Annotated in this window: 18 protein-coding genes; 5 read left to right on the top strand and 13 right to left on the bottom strand. The window is 61.3% G+C overall.

Features of this window, described 5'->3' with window-relative positions; genetic code table 11:
* Window positions 1-124 precede the first annotated feature (124 nt).
* The 3 genes from LOX95_RS12880 to trpC are packed head-to-tail and all read left to right on the top strand — an operon-like array spanning window position 125 to window position 2,551.
* Window positions 125-715 (top strand): anthranilate synthase component II, encoded by a 591-nt coding sequence (locus tag LOX95_RS12880; RefSeq protein WP_242915263.1) that lies wholly within the window; start codon window positions 125-127, stop codon window positions 713-715.
* Between the two features lie 4 nt (window positions 716-719).
* A complete protein-coding gene (gene trpD, locus LOX95_RS12875) occupies window positions 720-1,751 on the top strand; it encodes an anthranilate phosphoribosyltransferase (protein ID WP_242915261.1) in 1,032 nt (343 codons plus the stop codon).
* Window positions 1,748-2,551, top strand: a complete 804-nt coding sequence (gene trpC / locus LOX95_RS12870; RefSeq protein ID WP_242915259.1) for an indole-3-glycerol phosphate synthase TrpC — start codon at window positions 1,748-1,750, stop codon at window positions 2,549-2,551. Before trpD ends, trpC begins: the two co-directional genes overlap by 4 nt.
* A 291-nt stretch (window positions 2,552-2,842) precedes the next feature.
* On the opposite strand, the gene gcvA is transcribed toward trpC, so the two are convergent.
* The gene (gene gcvA, locus LOX95_RS12865) at window positions 2,843-3,787 is read right to left on the bottom strand and encodes a transcriptional regulator GcvA (protein ID WP_242915257.1); all 945 of its coding nucleotides are present in this window, start codon (window positions 3,785-3,787) and stop codon (window positions 2,843-2,845) included.
* A 2-nt stretch (window positions 3,788-3,789) separates the two neighbouring features.
* Window positions 3,790-4,794, bottom strand: coding sequence for a cysteine synthase A (locus LOX95_RS12860; protein WP_242915255.1), 1,005 nt, complete (start codon window positions 4,792-4,794; stop codon window positions 3,790-3,792).
* 600 nt (window positions 4,795-5,394) lie between these two features.
* On the opposite strand from LOX95_RS12860, the gene LOX95_RS12855 reads away from it, so the two are divergent.
* Window positions 5,395-5,577 carry a DUF3606 domain-containing protein gene (locus LOX95_RS12855; RefSeq protein WP_167177844.1) on the top strand — a complete coding sequence of 61 codons (183 nt, stop codon included), beginning with the start codon at window positions 5,395-5,397 and terminating at the stop codon, window positions 5,575-5,577.
* An 89-nt stretch (window positions 5,578-5,666) separates the two neighbouring features.
* Here the strand turns inward: LOX95_RS12855 and lpdA are convergent, their stop codons facing one another.
* The 9 genes from lpdA to rpmF form a co-directional block, all read right to left on the bottom strand.
* Window positions 5,667-7,070, bottom strand: a complete 1,404-nt coding sequence (gene lpdA, locus LOX95_RS12850) for a dihydrolipoyl dehydrogenase (RefSeq protein ID WP_242915253.1) — start codon at window positions 7,068-7,070, stop codon at window positions 5,667-5,669.
* Between the two features lie 11 nt (window positions 7,071-7,081).
* Window positions 7,082-8,356, bottom strand: coding sequence for a pyruvate dehydrogenase complex dihydrolipoamide acetyltransferase (locus LOX95_RS12845; RefSeq protein ID WP_242915251.1), 1,275 nt, complete (start codon window positions 8,354-8,356; stop codon window positions 7,082-7,084).
* Complete coding sequence (locus LOX95_RS12840) at window positions 8,356-8,667, bottom strand: DUF5076 domain-containing protein (RefSeq protein WP_242915250.1); 312 nt, start codon at window positions 8,665-8,667, stop codon at window positions 8,356-8,358. The genes LOX95_RS12845 and LOX95_RS12840 overlap by 1 nt, the downstream gene beginning before the upstream one ends.
* A complete protein-coding gene (locus tag LOX95_RS12835) occupies window positions 8,664-10,034 on the bottom strand; it encodes a pyruvate dehydrogenase complex E1 component subunit beta (RefSeq protein ID WP_242915248.1) in 1,371 nt (456 codons plus the stop codon). Before LOX95_RS12835 ends, LOX95_RS12840 begins: the two co-directional genes overlap by 4 nt.
* A 3-nt stretch (window positions 10,035-10,037) precedes the next feature.
* Window positions 10,038-11,069 (bottom strand): pyruvate dehydrogenase (acetyl-transferring) E1 component subunit alpha, encoded by a 1,032-nt coding sequence (gene pdhA / locus LOX95_RS12830; protein WP_242915246.1) that lies wholly within the window; start codon window positions 11,067-11,069, stop codon window positions 10,038-10,040.
* A 114-nt stretch (window positions 11,070-11,183) separates the two neighbouring features.
* Window positions 11,184-11,516: an FtsB family cell division protein gene (locus LOX95_RS12825; protein WP_242915244.1), complete on the bottom strand. Its 333-nt coding sequence runs from the start codon at window positions 11,514-11,516 to the stop codon at window positions 11,184-11,186.
* Between the two features lie 161 nt (window positions 11,517-11,677).
* Window positions 11,678-12,955, bottom strand: coding sequence for a phosphopyruvate hydratase (eno, locus tag LOX95_RS12820; protein ID WP_242915242.1), 1,278 nt, complete (start codon window positions 12,953-12,955; stop codon window positions 11,678-11,680).
* A 98-nt stretch (window positions 12,956-13,053) separates the two neighbouring features.
* Window positions 13,054-13,608 carry a hypothetical protein gene (locus LOX95_RS12815; RefSeq protein ID WP_242915240.1) on the bottom strand — a complete coding sequence of 185 codons (555 nt, stop codon included), beginning with the start codon at window positions 13,606-13,608 and terminating at the stop codon, window positions 13,054-13,056.
* Between the two features lie 114 nt (window positions 13,609-13,722).
* Window positions 13,723-13,905, bottom strand: coding sequence for a 50S ribosomal protein L32 (rpmF, locus tag LOX95_RS12810; protein WP_242915238.1), 183 nt, complete (start codon window positions 13,903-13,905; stop codon window positions 13,723-13,725).
* 212 nt (window positions 13,906-14,117) lie between these two features.
* Here rpmF and LOX95_RS12805 point away from each other — a divergent pair, with 212 nt between their 5' ends.
* Window positions 14,118-15,071, top strand: coding sequence for an SMP-30/gluconolactonase/LRE family protein (locus LOX95_RS12805; RefSeq protein WP_242915236.1), 954 nt, complete (start codon window positions 14,118-14,120; stop codon window positions 15,069-15,071).
* On the opposite strand, the gene LOX95_RS12800 is transcribed toward LOX95_RS12805, so the two are convergent.
* Window positions 15,068-16,189, bottom strand: coding sequence for an NAD(P)/FAD-dependent oxidoreductase (locus tag LOX95_RS12800; protein ID WP_242915234.1), 1,122 nt, complete (start codon window positions 16,187-16,189; stop codon window positions 15,068-15,070). The genes LOX95_RS12805 and LOX95_RS12800 overlap by 4 nt on opposite strands.
* Complete coding sequence (locus tag LOX95_RS12795) at window positions 16,186-16,638, bottom strand: type II toxin-antitoxin system RatA family toxin (RefSeq protein WP_242915232.1); 453 nt, start codon at window positions 16,636-16,638, stop codon at window positions 16,186-16,188. Before LOX95_RS12795 ends, LOX95_RS12800 begins: the two co-directional genes overlap by 4 nt.
* Window positions 16,639-16,643 lie beyond the last annotated feature (5 nt).

Below are 16,643 nucleotides of genomic sequence, written 5' to 3'. Positions count from 1 at the left end.
CTTCTTCCGATGGCGATGCTCGATCATCGCGCGGAATGTTTAACGACCGCTTGCTTCCACCCATTCCACGGCTAAAGCTGAACAGAACAGCGTGCGCCGACCTCCCGTATCGAAAAGCCTTCCCATGATCCTCGTCGTCGATAACTACGACAGCTTCACCTACAACCTCGTCCACTATCTGGCGCAGTTGGGTGCTCAGACGCACGTCATCCGCAACGATGACCTGACGGTGGAAGAAGCGCTGGCGCTGAAACCCGAAGCCATCCTGCTTTCGCCGGGTCCATGTGATCCGGATCAGGCAGGCATCTGCCTACCCATTCTGGCCCAAGCGCCGGAAGACATGCCGATCTTCGGCGTCTGCCTCGGCCACCAGTCAATCGGTCAGGCCTTTGGCGGTCAGGTCGTGCGTGCCAAGGCGCTGATGCACGGCAAGACCTCGCTGATCCACCACGAGGGCGGCGGCGTGTTCAAGGGCCTGCCCCAGCCGTTTACGGCCACGCGCTATCACTCGCTGGCGGTCAAGCGCGAAACCCTGCCCGACTGCCTCGAAGTCACCGCATGGACCGAGGACGGCGAGATCATGGGCCTGTCGCACAAGACGAGACCGATCCACGGTGTTCAGTTCCACCCGGAATCCATTGCGACGGAAAACGGCCACGACCTGATCGCCAACTTCCTCGACTTTGCGAACATCAAACGCACGGCGATGGTCTGAGGCCATGGACAGTTTCAAACCGCTTCTGGCCAAGCTGGTCGCCGGACAGGTGCTGTCCAGCGATGAGGCCCAAGACTTCTTCGCCGCCTGCCTGCGGGGCGAACCGACGCCCGCACAGGTCGCCGCCGCCGTTACCGCCCTGCGCCTGCGTGGCGAGACGGTCGAGGAAATCACCGCCTTCGCCCGCGCCATGCGTGCCGCCGCACTCAAGCTCGACCACCCGTATAAGGATGTGGTCGATACCTGCGGCACCGGCGGCGACGGCGCGCATACCTACAACATCTCCACCGCTGCCAGCTTCGTGCTGGCTGGCGCTGGCCTGAAGGTCGCCAAGCACGGCAACCGCGCCATGAGCAGCAAGTCCGGCTCGTCGGACGTTTTAGCCGCGCTGGGCGTGAACCTTGATGCCACGCCTGACCAACAGGCTGTGGCACTGAACGACGCAGGCATCGCATTCCTGTTTGCGCCGACCTATCACCGCGCCATGCGCCATGTCGGCCCTGTGCGTGCAGAGCTCGGCTTCCGCACGGCCTTCAACCTGCTCGGCCCGCTGTGCAATCCGGCGGGTGCCAACCGTCAGGTCATGGGCGTCTATGATCCGAACCTGCTGGAACCGCTGGTCGAGGTGCTGGGCCGTCTGGGTGCAAAGCGCGCTTGGACCGTCAACGGTCAGGGTCTGGACGAACTGACCACGACCGGCCCGACCGAGGTGGCCGAATGGAAAGACGGCCAAGTCACCCGCTTCACCGTCACGCCTGAAGACGCTGGCCTTGCCCACGCCACTTTGGCCGACATTCGCGGCGGTGACGCCGAGGAAAACGCCGCCGCCCTTCGCGCCCTGCTGGGCGGTGCCAAGGGGGCGTACCGCGACATCGTACTGCTGAACGCCGCCGCCGCCCTTGTGGTGTCGGACGTGGTGCCGGACCTGAAGGCCGGTGCCGAACTGGCCGCCGCCGTTATCGACGACGGCCGCGCACAGGCCGCGCTGGACGCCCTCGTTCGCGCCTCCAACACGCCTATCGAGATCGAAGCATGAGCGACATTCTGAACCGCATCGCGGACTACAAGCGCGAGGAAGTCGCCGCCCGCAAGGCCGCCATCACGCTCGATGCCCTCGAAGCCAATGCCAAGGCGGCATCCACCCCGCGCGGCTTCCGCAATGCGCTGGCCGCGACCGCTGCCAAAACGGGCCGCCCCGCCCTGATCGCCGAGATCAAAAAGGCCAGCCCGTCCAAGGGCCTGATCCGCCCCGCTTTCAACCCGCCGGAACTGGCACAGGCCTATGAGCGCGGCGGCGCGACCTGTCTGTCCGTTTTGACCGATGGTCCCAGCTTCCAGGGCGACGACAGCTATCTTGTGGCCGCCCGCAATGCCGTGGCACTGCCCTGCCTGCGCAAGGACTTCCTTGTCGATCCTTGGCAGGTGGCCGAGAGCCGCGCCCTTGGGGCCGACTGCATCCTGATCATCATGGACATGATCGACGACGCCCTCGCCACCGACCTGTTAGCCGAGGCCGACCGCTTCGGCATGGACGCCCTGATCGAAACCCACGACGCGGATGAAATGGCCCGCGCCAGCAAGCTGGTGGGCGACCGCGACAATGCGCTGATGGGCATCAACAACCGCTCGCTGCGTACCTTCGAGGTCGATCTGGCCAACACCGAGACACTGGCCCTGCTGGCCCCGCCCCGCGCCCTGCTGGTGGCCGAAAGCGGTATCTTCACCCCCGAAGACGTCGCCCGCGTCGCCGCCGCCAACTCCAAAGCCATCCTTGTGGGAGAAAGCCTGATGCGTCAGGCCGATGTGGAAGCGGCAACTAGGGATCTTTTGACGTGACCATCCCCTCTATCGAAAATAGGCTTTAGGCTTAGGGGGCGGTGCTGCTGATACCCACGCGGCAAAGCGTCGATCCTCTTCAGACCAACCGCAATCGTTTGGAAGCCGTGCTAGCGCCAACGCAACTATATCATCACCCTCAGACACTTCGAGTTCCATGAACTCGCTAATGCCTCCACCTTGGCGGTACAAATAACCCGTTCGAGTAACCACGAGATACCTCCTGATATTTCATACTGAAATCCTATCCTGGAATTTCAATATAACTAGAGAAGGAGGCTCTCGCAGTGATCACAAATCATCCACGATTTGCTCCGCCGCCTGCGCTTCTTCTCTTAGCCACTTCACCAACAGGCGCGCGGGCTCAGAGACGCTGCTGCGGCGGGTGAGGACGTGGTAGGCCATGTCGGTCGTTAGAGCGCCGTCGGCAAACGGCGCAACGAGGCGACCAGACGCCAGATCATCCACCACGAAGGCATAGGGGGCCAGCGCCACGCCCTGCCCGTGGATGGCGGCGTCGATGGCCAGCGCCGTCTGGTCCACGCGATTGCCCAGTGACGGGTCCACATCCTTGACCTTGTGCGTCTTCATCCACATCGCCCAGTCGGGGCGGCTTTCTTCCAGCTCGCTGGGGCGCAGGTGGATCAGCACGTGGTTCTTGAGGTCCGAAGGCTTCCTCAGCGCCTTTTCGCCTAGCAGCAACTGCGGCGCGCACACAGGGATCACATCCGCCCCGATCAGGCGCTCCGATCGCACGCCCGCATATGGCCCGCGACCATAGCGCACCGCCACATCCACGCGCCCGCCCGCCACGTCGGCCAATCGCATATCCGCCGACAGCCACAGCTCGACCTCGGGGTTGGCGGCAGCAAAGCGTGCAATGCGCTGGGTCAGCCATTTGGACGCAAACGACGGCGGCACCGACACCGACAGCGCAAAGCGGCGGTCCGGCCGATACAGCAGGTCCCCTGCCCGTTTCAAATAGTCGAACCCGTCACGCAGCAGCGGATAAAGCTCGGCCCCCAGTTCGGTCAGGGCGATCTGGCGCCCCTCGCGGTAAAACAGCGGCGCGCCCGCGTGCTGTTCCAGAATGCGGATCTGCTGGCTGATGGCACCGGGCGTAACCGACAGTTCTTCTGCGGCGCGAGTGATGTTCAACCGACGCGCTGCCGCCTCGAACGCCTTGAGGGAGTTCAGCGGCGGAATGCGGCTGTCCATCGGGCTGTCTTTGCTCATAGTCAGTTCATCCACTCAGCGATGGGCAGGTTGCGGCTACGCAGGAACGCCGGATCATACAGCTTGCTGGCATAGCGTTGGCCGGGGTCGCACAGCACCGTCACGATGGTGTGGCCCGGTCCCATTTCCTTGGCCATGCGGATGGCACCGGCGATGTTCACACCGCTGGACGCGCCGAGGCACAGGCCCTCTTCGCTCACCAGCTTGAACAGGATGGGCAGGAACTCTGCATCTTGGATTTGATAGGCGTAATCCACCGCATCCAGCCCCGTCAGGTTGCCAGTGATGCGGTTCACCCCGATGCCCTCGGCGATCGAGCTGCCCTCGCCTTTCAGCACGCCATCCTTGAAGAAGGAATACAGCGCCGCCCCCGGAACATCAGACAGGCCGATCTTCAGGTCAGGGTTCTTCTCTTTCAGATAGGTCGTAGTGCCAACCAGCGTGCCGCCCGAACCGACGGCACAGATAAAGCCGTCCACCTTGCCGCCCGTCTGTTCCCAGATTTCGGGGCCGGTGCCTTCATAGTGCGCCAGACGGTTCGACAGGTTGTCGAACTGGTCCGCATAGAATGCACCGTGCGGTTCGGTTTCATTCAGTTCTTCTGCCAGTCGGCGCGAGAAATGGACGAAGTGGTTGGGGCTGCTGAACGGAGCCGGATCGACCTCGATCAGCTTGGCACCATGCAAACGCACCGCCCGCTTCTTTTCCTCGGTCTGGGTGCGCGGCATCACGATCACGACCGGATGGCCCAGCGCCGCCCCGACCATGGCCAAGCCAATGCCGGTATTGCCCGCCGTGCCTTCCACAATCGTCCCGCCGGGCTTCAACGCCCCGCTGGCCCGCGCTTTCAGGATAATGCTGAGGGCAGCCCGATCCTTGATCGACTGCCCCGCATTCAGAAACTCGGCCTTGCCATAGATGTCACACCCCGTCGCCTCCGACGCAGCCTTAAGCCGCACCAAGGGGGTATTGCCAATCAGGCCCAGGACATCAGACGCGACACGCATATAGAATTCCGCACTGCAAAAGGAGCTTTGCTCCTTTTAGGCAGGTTTTAGGGAATCTAATAGTCCTAACCTGTCAGACGCAAGTGGCTCCTTATGCGCGCCAGCGTGCCTTTATCCATTCGGCACCAGTTGAAAATAACCGAGTCCAATATGGCTTTTGAGTTATCACAATTGACATATAGAAGTCATCGCCGTCGAGATACGGAGACAAACGATTATAAACTTGATCTTCTGTAAGCGTTGTATCCAGAAGCCAAGTTGACCTCATCGCTCTAGAAGCACCAAGTTTATTAAGTTCATTAATAAGACCATTATAGTCTTTTCCAGTTTTGTTTAGATCATAGTTGATACACAAACGCGGCATGGCCTTAGCACTCCCCTAACATTCCCTATGCGGCAATAACGCCCCCCAGAGTGCAATATTATTCATGTGGCTATCGGCATCACAATACCCTGCGCGCCGGTTCCATCACGACTTTTCCTTGAGTGATAAATTAACAACAATGTTATTTGGCGGTAAGACATCAAAAACCAGCACGATCATCGACACGACAACTCATTGTGCTTACTCCAACTCTGCACTCAATCATGGAGTCACCAATGGCGGGCCTAAAAGATAAGCGCGGGTTCATCGATAAGGACCGCATCGATCTGACCGAGCGTCAGTCGGTTGAGTACTGGATGAAGAAGTGGGGCGTGACGCGCGACCAGATCGTCACGGCGCACCGCAAGGTCGGGCGCATGACCAAGGACATTGCCGCCGAACTGGGCAAGAAGCGCTAAGCGCCCTTCTCTGCCCCTCCAGCGCGAGACAACAAAAAGGCCCCAAGTTTCCTCGGGGCCTTTTGCCGTTTTAGCGATACCGCTTGCGATCAGATGTGGATCACGCGGCCGTAGGCGTCGAGGGCGGCTTCGTGCATGGCTTCCGACATGGTCGGGTGCGGATAGACGATGCCGTGGATGTCCTCTTCGGTCGCTTCCATCGTGATGGCGGTGACGTAGCCCTGAATCATCTCGGTAACTTCGTGGCCGATCATGTGAGCACCGATCAGGGCACCCGTCTTGGCGTCGAAGATAACCTTTACGAAGCCCTCGGTTTCACCCGAAGCGATGGCCTTGCCGTTCACGCGGAACGGGAAGCGGCCTATCTTGACCTCACGCTTGGCTTCGCGGGCACCCTGCTCTGTCACGCCAACCGACGCGACCTGAGGCTGGGCATAGGTGCAGCCAGCGATGGGCGAGTTCACGTTCGGGGTTGCGAAGCCCGCGATGTGTTCTGCCGCGTGGATGCCCTCGTGCGAGGCCTTGTGGGCCAGCCACGGCGCACCGGCGCAGTCGCCGATGGCATAGAGACCCTTCACATTGGTCTGGCAGTGGCTGTCGGTCTTGATGTGACCGCGGTCCAGCTCGACGCCCAGCGCCTCCAGGCCAATGCCGTCGGTGTTGGCCGTGATGCCGACCGCCGAGATGCAGACCTCGGCCTCCAGCGTCTCGGCCTTGCCGCCGACCTCGATAGCCACCAACACGCCCTTGGCGCTCTTGGTGACCTTCGTGACCTTGGCACCGGTCTTGAACTTGATGCCGCGCTTCTCGAAGCCCTTTTGGGCGGCCTTGGACACTTCTTCGTCCTCGACCGGCATGATGCGATCAATGGCTTCCACCACGGTCACTTCAGCGCCCAGAGCGCGATAGAAGCTGGCGAACTCGATGCCGATGGCGCCCGAGCCGATGACCACGAAGGTCTTGGGCAGCGTCTTCGGTGCCAGCGCGTCGCGATAAGCCCAGATCTTGTCGCCGTCCGCTTCCAGACCGATCTGCGGCAGTGCGCGGGCGCGAGCGCCCACGGCCAGCATCACGTTCTTGGCGTTCAGAACCTTCTCGCCGCCCTTGTTCAGGGTCACGACCACCTTGGGAGCCGCACTGCCCTTTTCGAGCTTAGCGGTGCCTTCGATGACCTCGATCTTGTTCTTCTTCATCAGGAAGCCAACGCCCTGATTGAGCTGTTTGGCCACGCCGCGCGAACGCTGGATGATGGCGTCGAAGTCGAACGACGCGCCCGAGGCGGACAGGCCGTATTCCTTCAGGTGCGACAGGCTCTCGAACTTCTCGCCCGACTTCAGCAGGGCCTTGGTCGGGATACAGCCCCAGTTCAGGCAGATACCGCCGAGGTTTTCACGCTCGACGATAGCGACCTTCAGGCCCAGTTGGCTGGCGCGGATGGCCGCGACGTAACCGCCGGGGCCCGAACCGATCACTACGAGATCAAAATCACTCATGCGCTTGGTCCTTAGGCCAGCATCGACAGCGGGTTTTCAAGCAGCGGCTTGAAGGCCTGCAGGAAGCGGGCACCGACCGCACCATCAACCACGCGGTGATCGCACGTCAGGGTGACGGTCATGACCGTGGCCACAGCCAGTTGGCCGTCCTTGACGACCGGACGCTGCTCGCCTGCACCCACGCTCATAATGCAGCCCTGCGGCTCATTGATGATCGAGGTGAACTGCTTGATGCCGAACATGCCGAGGTTGGACACCGAGAAGGTGCCGCCTTGGAACTCTTCCGGCTTCAGCTTGCGCTCACGGGCGCGCTTGGCCAGATCCTTGGACTCGGTCGCGATCTGGGCCAGCCCCTTGGTCTCGGCCTTGCGGATGATCGGGGTGATCAAGCCGCCGTCGATCGCCACAGCCATCGACACGTCGGCATTGTGGTGCATGGCGATGCCTTCCGGCGTGTAGGAAGCGTTGGCTTCCGGCACGGCCTTCAGGGCCATAGCAGCGGCCTTGATGACGAAGTCGTTGACCGACACCTTGATGCCGCGCGGCTCCAGCATCTTGTTGAGCTGGGCGCGGGCTTCCATCAGGGCGTCCAGTTCGACGTCGATGAACAGCGGGAAGTGCGGGACGTTGTTGACGCTGTCGACCAGACGGCGGGCAATCGCCTTGCGCATGCCGTCCAGCGGGACGAGGTCGTAGGTGCCGTCCGGGATGCCCAGTTGGGCCAGCGAAGTCGTAGCCTTTGCGGCAGCCGGTGCAGCGGCGGCAGCGGCCGGAGCCGAAGCGGTTGCACCGCCCGAAGCTTGAGCAGCCTCGACGTCGCGCTTGACGATACGGCCATGCGGGCCGGTGCCCTTGATGGCTTTCAGGTCGAGGCCAGCCATGGCGGCCAGACGGCGTGCCAGCGGCGAAGCGAAGATGCGCTCGCCCGATGGGGCGACCGGAGCCGGAGCAGCTTTGGTTTCTGCCTTAGGAGCTTCGGCCTTAGGCGCTTCCTTGGGGGCTTCGGCAGCCGGAGCAGCCTCGGCCTTCTTCGGAGCCGGAGCGGCATCGTCGCCAGCCAGACGGGCGATAGGCGTATTCACCTTCACGCCTTCCGAACCTTCGGCGACGAGGATTTCGAGCACTTCGCCCTCGTCCACGGCCTCGACTTCCATCGTGGCCTTGTCGGTTTCGATCTCTGCAATGACATCACCGGCGGAGACAACGTCACCAACCTTGATGTGCCATTTGGCCAGAACGCCCTCCTCCATCGTCGGAGACAGGGCGGGCATCAGGATATCGGTCATCAGGCGTTACCCCCTTCCGGCGATACAGGCTCTGCCACCGTGCGGACGTTATCCGCCTTGATGACGTTGCTCAGGCCTTCGAGAATGCGGTGATAGGCCGCCGTCTCATTGTGGCCGTGACGCACAGCATAGCCATGGGCCATGTGGCGCGCGGCATAGGCCAGCAGTTCGCCGAACTTGATCGGGTCGTGGAAGGCAGGCTTCACCGACATGACGGGCTCTTCCTTCGACCACCACATACGCAGCAGTTCGATGGCGTTCTCGTCGGCGGCGACGCTGTCGGGAACGGTCAGTTCGAATTCGGCGCTCATGCCATCACCTGCTTCACAGCGGCTACAATCTTGTCGACGCCCGGCAGCGACAGGGCTTCAAGGTTTGCGGCGTACGGCAGCGGCACGTCTTCCTGGTGCACACGCAGCGGCGGAGCATCCAGATAGTCGAAGGCGTGCTCGATCACGCGGGCGACCACTTCGGCACCCACACCCATCGAACCCCAGCCCTCTTCGGCCGAGACCAGACGGTTGGTCTTCTTGACGCTCTCAACGATGGTTTCGTGATCCAGCGGACGCAGGGTACGCAGGTCGACAACCTCGGCCGAGATGCCCTCTTCAGCCAGCTTTTCAGCCGCTTGCAGAGCAAAGCCGACCATGCGGCTATGCGCCGTGATGGTAACGTCGGTGCCTTCACGACGGACCTTAGCCTTGCCGATCGGCACGACGTAATCCTCGACGTCCGGCACGTCGAACTCGAGGCCGTACATCATCTCGTGTTCGAGGAAGACGACCGGGTTCGGATCGCGGATGGCCGCCTTCATCAGACCCTTGGCATCGGCCGCGTCGTACGGCGCGATGACCTTAAGGCCCGGAATCTGGGCGTACCAAGCCGAGTAGTCTTGGCTGTGCTGTGCTGCCACCCGGCTGGCGGCACCGTTCGGGCCACGGAACACGATGGGGCAACGGATCTGGCCGCCCGACATGTAGAGGGTCTTGGCTGCCGAGTTGATGATGTGGTCGATGGCCTGCATGCCAAAGTTCCACGTCATGAACTCGACGATGGGCTTCAGACCCGCCATGGCCGCACCGACGCCCAGACCGGCAAAGCCGTGCTCGGTAATCGGGGTGTCCACCACGCGCTGCGGGCCGAACTCCTGCAACAGGTCGCGGCTGACCTTATAGGCACCCTGATACTGGGCGACTTCCTCACCCATCAGGAACACAGCCTCGTCGCGGCGCATTTCTTCGGCCATCGCGTCACGCAGAGCGTCGCGGATGGTGGTCTTGACCAGCTTCGCGTCGGCCGGAATTTCCGGATCGCGCAGATCAGCGCTCGGGCGGGCAGCTGGAGCCGCCGCAGCCTTGGCCGCGGCCGGAGCTTCGGCTTCGGTCTGCGTCATAGGCTCGGCAGGAGCCTCTTCAGCCTTCTTCGGCGCTGGCGCAGCGTCTTCGCCAGCCAGACGGGCGATCGGAGTGTTCACCTTCACGCCTTCAGAGCCTTCGGCAACGAGGATTTCGAGCACTTCGCCCTCGTCCACGGCCTCGACTTCCATCGTGGCTTTATCGGTTTCAATCTCGGCGATGACCTGGCCAGCGGAGACAACGTCACCCGCCTTGATGTGCCATTTGGTCAGCGTGCCTTCTTCCATGGTGGGCGACAGCGCCGGCATCAGAATGTCGGTCACGGATCAGGCCTCCACGTAAACGTCAGTGTAGAGTTCCGAAGCGTCAGGCTCCGGGCTCTCTTGTGCAAATTGGACGGCTTCGGCGACGATGGCTTTCACCTCGTTGTCGACAGCCTTCAGTTCTTCTTCGGTGACCTTGGCTTCAGCCAGCAGCACCTTGATGTGGTCGATCGGGTCGCGGGTCTTCTTGACCTCGTCCACCTCTTCCTTGGTGCGGTATTTGGCCGGATCGGACATCGAGTGACCGCGGTAACGGTAGGTCTTCACCTCGAGGATGTACGGGCCCTCGCCGTTGCGGGCGCGCTCGACCGCACGGGCGGTGGCGTCACGCACGGCCAGAACGTCCATGCCGTCGACCTGCTCGCCCGGAATGCCGAACGAGGCACCGCGCATGTACAGTTCGGTCGTGGACGACGAACGCTCGATGCTCGTGCCCATGGCGTACTGGTTGTTCTCAATGATGTAGATGGCCGGCAGCTTCCACAGCTGGGCCATATTGAAGCTCTCGTAGACCTGACCCTGGTTCGAAGCCCCATCACCGAAGTAGATGAAGCTGACCGAGTCATCGCCACGGTACTTGCCAGCGAAGGCCAGTCCGGTGCCCAGAGCCACCTGCGCGCCCACGATGCCGTGACCGCCATAGAAGCCGGTCGGCACGTCGAACATGTGCATCGAACCGCCCTTGCCCTTGGAAGAACCACCAGCGCGGCCGGTTAGTTCGGCCATGACAGCGTTCGGGTCCATGCCCGCAGCCAGCATGTGGCCGTGATCGCGGTAGCCCGTGATGATCTTGTCGTGGCCTTGCTTGACGCTTTCCTGCACGCCAACCGCAACGGCCTCCTGACCGATATACAGGTGGCAGAAGCCACCGATCAGTCCCATGCCGTACAGTTGACCGGCACGCTCTTCAAAGCGGCGGATCAGGACCATCTCGCGATAGTAACGCAGCAGATCTTCTTTCGAAGCCTGTGGCGTGTTCGGAATCTTGTTACCGCCCGCGTCGGGCGAAGACTTCTGAACCGTGGCTTTCGCCATCCGGCATCTCCCGGTTACGCCCCTGTTACGGGGACTCTTTTCATTACGATGAAAAGGGCTTTAGCAGCCTTGGTTCCGGGTTAGCAAAGCGCAGTTTCGTGTTGTAACACGAGTTTAGCCTGCGCGAGTCTCGTTACGGTTGTGCGCAGTAGCGGCGTCCAAACGCACCACATAGTCGCGAGGATCGGCAAATCCGATCACGGCGCGTGCGCGCTCTTCCAACAGATCACGCGACAAACTGCCGGTGCGCAGATAGCGAACGCGAACTTCGAGGTCCTGTTTTTCGTCTTCCAGATGAGCCAGTTCGGCTTGTCGCTTTTCCAGCAGTTCCGCGCGCGCCTTGCTGCTCAGCAGACCGCGCTCGCCCGTCAGACCGTGCACACCAAAGTACAGCACAGCAAACAAGATCAGAACTGACGGTAGATACGGCTTCATCTGCTCAATCACTAACGCCGCTCCTTCTGAGCGTGGGCACGAATCCAACCCGTGCCTGAAAATGGTTAGCCAACAATTAAAAACTCCGCCGCCAGCGAACCGGCGACGGAGTTTTTGAAATTCTTTGCAATTCGAAGAGGATTTCCTCTCTGCAAAGCTAGGATTGGCAAAGCTTAACGCAGCAGCATACCATCGCCGTAGTAAACCGCGTTGTCGCCCAGCATTTCTTCGAGACGAAGCAGTTGATTGTATTTGGCGACCCGGTCCGAACGGGCCAGCGAGCCGGTCTTGATCTGACCGCAGTTGGTGGCAACCGCCAGATCCGCGATGGTCGAGTCTTCGGTCTCGCCCGAGCGGTGCGACATGACGGCGGTGTAGCCGGCGCGGTGCGCCATATCCACGGCGTCCAGCGTTTCCGACAGGGTGCCGATTTGATTGACCTTGATCAGGATCGAGTTGGCCAGACCTTCGCCAATGCCAGCAGCCAGACGGGCCGGATTGGTCACGAACAGATCGTCGCCAACCAGTTGAACGCGGTCGCCCAGACGCTCGGTCAGCAGCTTCCAGCCTTCAAAGTCGTCTTCGGCGCAACCGTCTTCGATCGAGACGATCGGGAAACGCTCGACCAGATCGGCGAGGTAGGAAACCATGCCGTCGGCGTCGAACTTCTTGCCTTCGCCAGCGAGGTCGTACTTGCCAGCCTTGAAGAATTCCGTCGAAGCGACGTCGAGGGCCAGATGGAAGTCTTCGCCAGCCAGATAGCCAGCAGCCTGACCGGCCTTGGTGATGAAGCTCAGGGCTTCTTCACCCGAACCGAGGTTCGGAGCAAAGCCGCCTTCGTCGCCAACGTTGGTGTTGTGACCGGCGTCTTTCAGTTGCTTCTTCAGAGCGTGGAAGATTTCAGCGCCCATGCGCAGGCCGTCCGAGAAGGACGCAGCGCCGGTCGGCATGATCATGAACTCTTGAATGTCGATCGGGTTATCGGCGTGCGCACCGCCGTTGATGATGTTCATCATCGGGGTCGGCAGGATGCGGGCCGAAACGCCACCGATGTAGCGGTGCAGCGGCAGGTTGGTCGAGATCGCCGAAGCCTTGGCCACAGCCAACGAAACGCCGAGGATGGCGTTCGCGCCGAGGCGAGCCTTGTTCTCAGTGCCGTCCAGCTCGATCAGAGCTTCGTCGATGCGGCGCTGGTCTTCGGCGTCAAAGCCCGACAGAGCGTCAAAGATTTCGCCGTTGACGGCGTCGACAGCCTTCTGGACGCCCTTGCCCAGATAGACGTCCTTGTCACCGTCACGCAGTTCGACAGCTTCGTGAGCGCCGGTCGAGGCACCCGACGGCACAGCGGCGCGGCCGAACGAGCCGTCTTCCAGGATTACATCTACTTCGACCGTCGGATTGCCACGGCTGTCGAGAATCTGGCGGGCAACGATGTCAGCAATATCGGTCATAAGGCATCCCAGAGGCGCAGAAGAGAAACGATTGGCGCCCGTTTAGACCATGCGACCACGAATCGCCAACCATGACCGAGGATTTCACGATTCAGCGGTCAGGAGCAGCCTTCGATATACTGGATGCGGGGGGGGCCAACATGGATATAGGCAACCCTGCCCTCGTCGTCGGCCTCCACCACCGTGCCTAGAGCGCCCTGGGCATCGTAGAACTCGTCACCGCGCTTAACGCCGTCCATCCAGAATGTCAGATAACCCGCAGGCGGAGGCGCATAGGCATGGGGCTTCCAATAGGCCTTACCGCTGAAGCGGGCTTTTAGCTGCTCGATTTCATCGCCGAACTTGATGCCATCGACAGTCGTGACGTCTGGCTCACCCATAATGGTAATACGAGTGAGCATCCCGTCCTCGACCATCACCAGCAGCGATTCCGGTGCATTGGCAGGTCGATAGTAAAGACACCGCTCGATCTCGTCAGGGTACTCGTGCGGTGGTGCCGCCCCTAACGCGGCATCAACCTGCTCCTGCGTCATACCTATGCGGAGCGGTCCATACCCATCAGGCCTGGCCACCTCCTGCGCCAAGGCAGGAACCTGCCCTAACGCAAGAAATCCAAGGGCAACGATCAATAGCCGTTTGGTATGTTCGGTCATGTCCCACTCCGTACCTTGGGTCCATAACGCACGAAAACGGCACGCGATGCGATCGCGTGCCGTTCCGAAGGTCTATAATCCGGCCCGAAGACCGGATAACCCTAAGAGAAGATCTTAGTCTTCAGCTTGGGTCAGGACTTGACGACCGCGGTACATGCCGGTCTTCAGGTCGATGTGGTGCGAACGACGCAGCTCGCCGGTGTCTTTGTCCTCGGTGTACGAGTTGGTGCCCAGAGCGTCATGCGCACGGCGCATGTTACGACGGGACGGGGATACTTTGCGCTTCGGAACGGCCATGTCCGTCTCAATCTCTAAGTCGGTGCGCCGGAAGGCGCGAAAAACAATAGCGGCGGCCACGAAAACCGGACCGCCACACGAGGCCGCGCTTATGCATGATGCTTCGGACAATTTCAAGTCATCGTTTTCGCAATACAGCAGCATGTGGCTGGACAGCCGACAGAACGCTGGTACCGTATATTTACAAGCTATAAATATTATGGAGGAAAGCGATGGTGTCCCGTTGGAAACTGGCTGCGACAGCTGTGGCGACCCTGTGCATAGCACACCCGGCGCTCGCGCAAGAAACCGCCCGTAAAATCCCGCTTCCGCCTGAAATAAACTATCCCGAGGGCGTCGCCATCTCGCCAGTGGACGGACATGTCTATGTTAACTCCGCCACCACCGGCACCATGGTCAGGGTCAATCCTCAGGACGGGACCGCTCGTCTGGTCGGTACTCTGGTGGATCCCGCCCATGCCGCACTAACAGGTGTCAAAGCCCTCGGTCTGAAAGTCGACCACCATGGCCGCGCATGGGTCGCTGGCGGAGCCACAGGCTCAGCCTATGTGGTGCAGGTTGATTCGGGAGAGGTGCTGGCCCGGTTCTCTACGCCGGCCGGAAACACCCTGATCAACGACGTCGCCGTAGGCGACACAGCGGCCTATTTCACCGACACACGCCGCCCCGTGCTTTGGCGGGCCTTGGCCGACAATCCCCGCAGCGGTGCGCTCGAGCCGTGGCTCGATCTGTCTTCAAGCGTTATCCGTTATGGCGAAGGGGCCAATTTGAACGGCATTGCGGTGACTGCGGACGGCCGCTTCCTGGTCGTCACCCACATGCAGCGCGGCGAGTTGTACCGGATAGACATCGCAACCCGCGAAATCACCAGGATCGAGGTCGAAGGTGGTGCCATCGATGGCGGGGACGGCCTGATACTAGCGGGTCAGCGGCTCTACATAGTCCGCCAGCCCCATCAGGAGATTGTCGCGCTGAACCTGTCTGCGGACCTGACAACGGCTCGCGTGCACAAACGGGTGACATCGCCCGTACTGGAATGGCCCGCGACGGCCGCTTTGGGCCAGAACGCACTGATCATCGGCAACAGCCAGCTAAACAAGCGCACAACCGACACTCCGGTCCGCCCATTCTCGATCGCGGTCGTACCGCTTTCGCTGTTCGACTAGGCGCGTGTGTCTCCGACCAGTTTCGTGGCCACGGCTTCGCCGATGGCCATGGAACTGGTCAGGCCAGGGCTCTCGATCCCGAACAAGGCCATCAGCCCTTCAATGCCGTGCGCCTCCTGCCCGTTTAGCTGGAAATCAGGCTGGGCTTGGCCCGCCCCGTGCAGCTTGGGACGTATCCCCGCATAATCCGCTGAAAGAGCCTCGGCTCGCACGCCCGGCCAGAAACGCCGGATATAGTCGGCAAATTCGGCGGCCTTTGCCGGATCGACGGAATAGTCCTCGGCCTCGACGTAAACCAGATCGGGGCCGAACACGCCCTGCCCGCCCAAATCCTTGCGGTAGTGCGTCCCTAGTGCCCCCGGAATGGGTGGCGGATAGATCAGCCGATTAAACGGTGCCGGACCCGACAGGCGGAAATAGACGCCTTTGCCGAAATGCCCCTGCGGAATATCGCCGGCCGGATAGCCATCGATCGCCCCCGCCACAGCCTGAGCCGACAGACCCGCCGCCGTGACCAAAAGGCGCGAGGTCACGGTCGTTGCCCCCTCACCGCCCACGCGGATGCTGAAACCACCGCCTGCCAGAGGCTCTGCGCCTTCAAATGGTGCAGACGTCACGACCGAACCGCCCATAGCTTCAATCTCGCCTTGCAGGGCCAGCATGTAGCCGTGGCTGTCGAAGACACCGCTTTCGGGAGAAAGAATGGCCGAGACGGCGTTCAACTGAGGCTCCAGCGCCCTCGCCTGTTCGCCCGTAAGCTCTTCCAGACCTTCGACGCCATTGATGCGCCCTTGCTCCAGAATGGCCTCGATGCGCGGGATTTCGGCCTCGTCGGTTGCGACGACCAGCTTGCCGCACTTCCAGTAGTCGACCTTGTGGCTTTCGAGGAAATCATACAGCAGCCGACGCCCCTCGACGCAGACCTGCGCCTTAAGCGAGCCCGTGGGGTAATAGAGCCCCGCATGAATGACTTCGGAATTTCGTGACGAGACACCCTGCCCGATGAAGTCTTCCTTCTCGAGCACCAGAACAGTCAGACCCCGCTTCGACAACGCCCGTCCGCACGCCAGCCCAACAGCACCAGCCCCGACTACGGTCGCGTCAAAGTCGAAAGTCATTTCGTCCCGTATCTCCGCGCGGCCTCGCTCTCGAAGCATTCGATGAGCTTGCGAACCGCCAGATCGAAGTTCGCATGCAGCATCATGTCGAGCATCCTCGATTTGAACGCGAAGTCGATCATGAACTCAAGCCGGGTGCCGTCTTCGTGAGGGAAGAACTCCCAACGGTTCTTGAGGTGTTTGAACGGCCCGCGCAGGAGGCCGACCTCGACCTTGGGGGCAATCCTGTCATGGCGCACCCAGGTGGCGAACTTTTCCGTCAGGAAGGAAAAGCCCACGCCCGCCTCGGCATCACGCACCGTCACGCCCTCAGCCTCTTCACGTGTGTTCCACACGCGCATGGAGGTGATCCACGGCACGAATTGCGGATAGGTTTCGATATCCGCAACCAGTGCTGCAAGCTGATCGGGCGCATACGGCAATACGCGCGTGAGGCGATGGATAGCCATAATAG

It is taken from the genome of Brevundimonas pishanensis (assembly GCF_022750635.1).
GTDB classification, from domain to species: Bacteria; Pseudomonadota; Alphaproteobacteria; order Caulobacterales; family Caulobacteraceae; genus Brevundimonas; species Brevundimonas pishanensis.
Note: the sequence above shows the minus strand (reverse complement) of the source record. Positions and strands in the feature narration are given on the sequence as shown.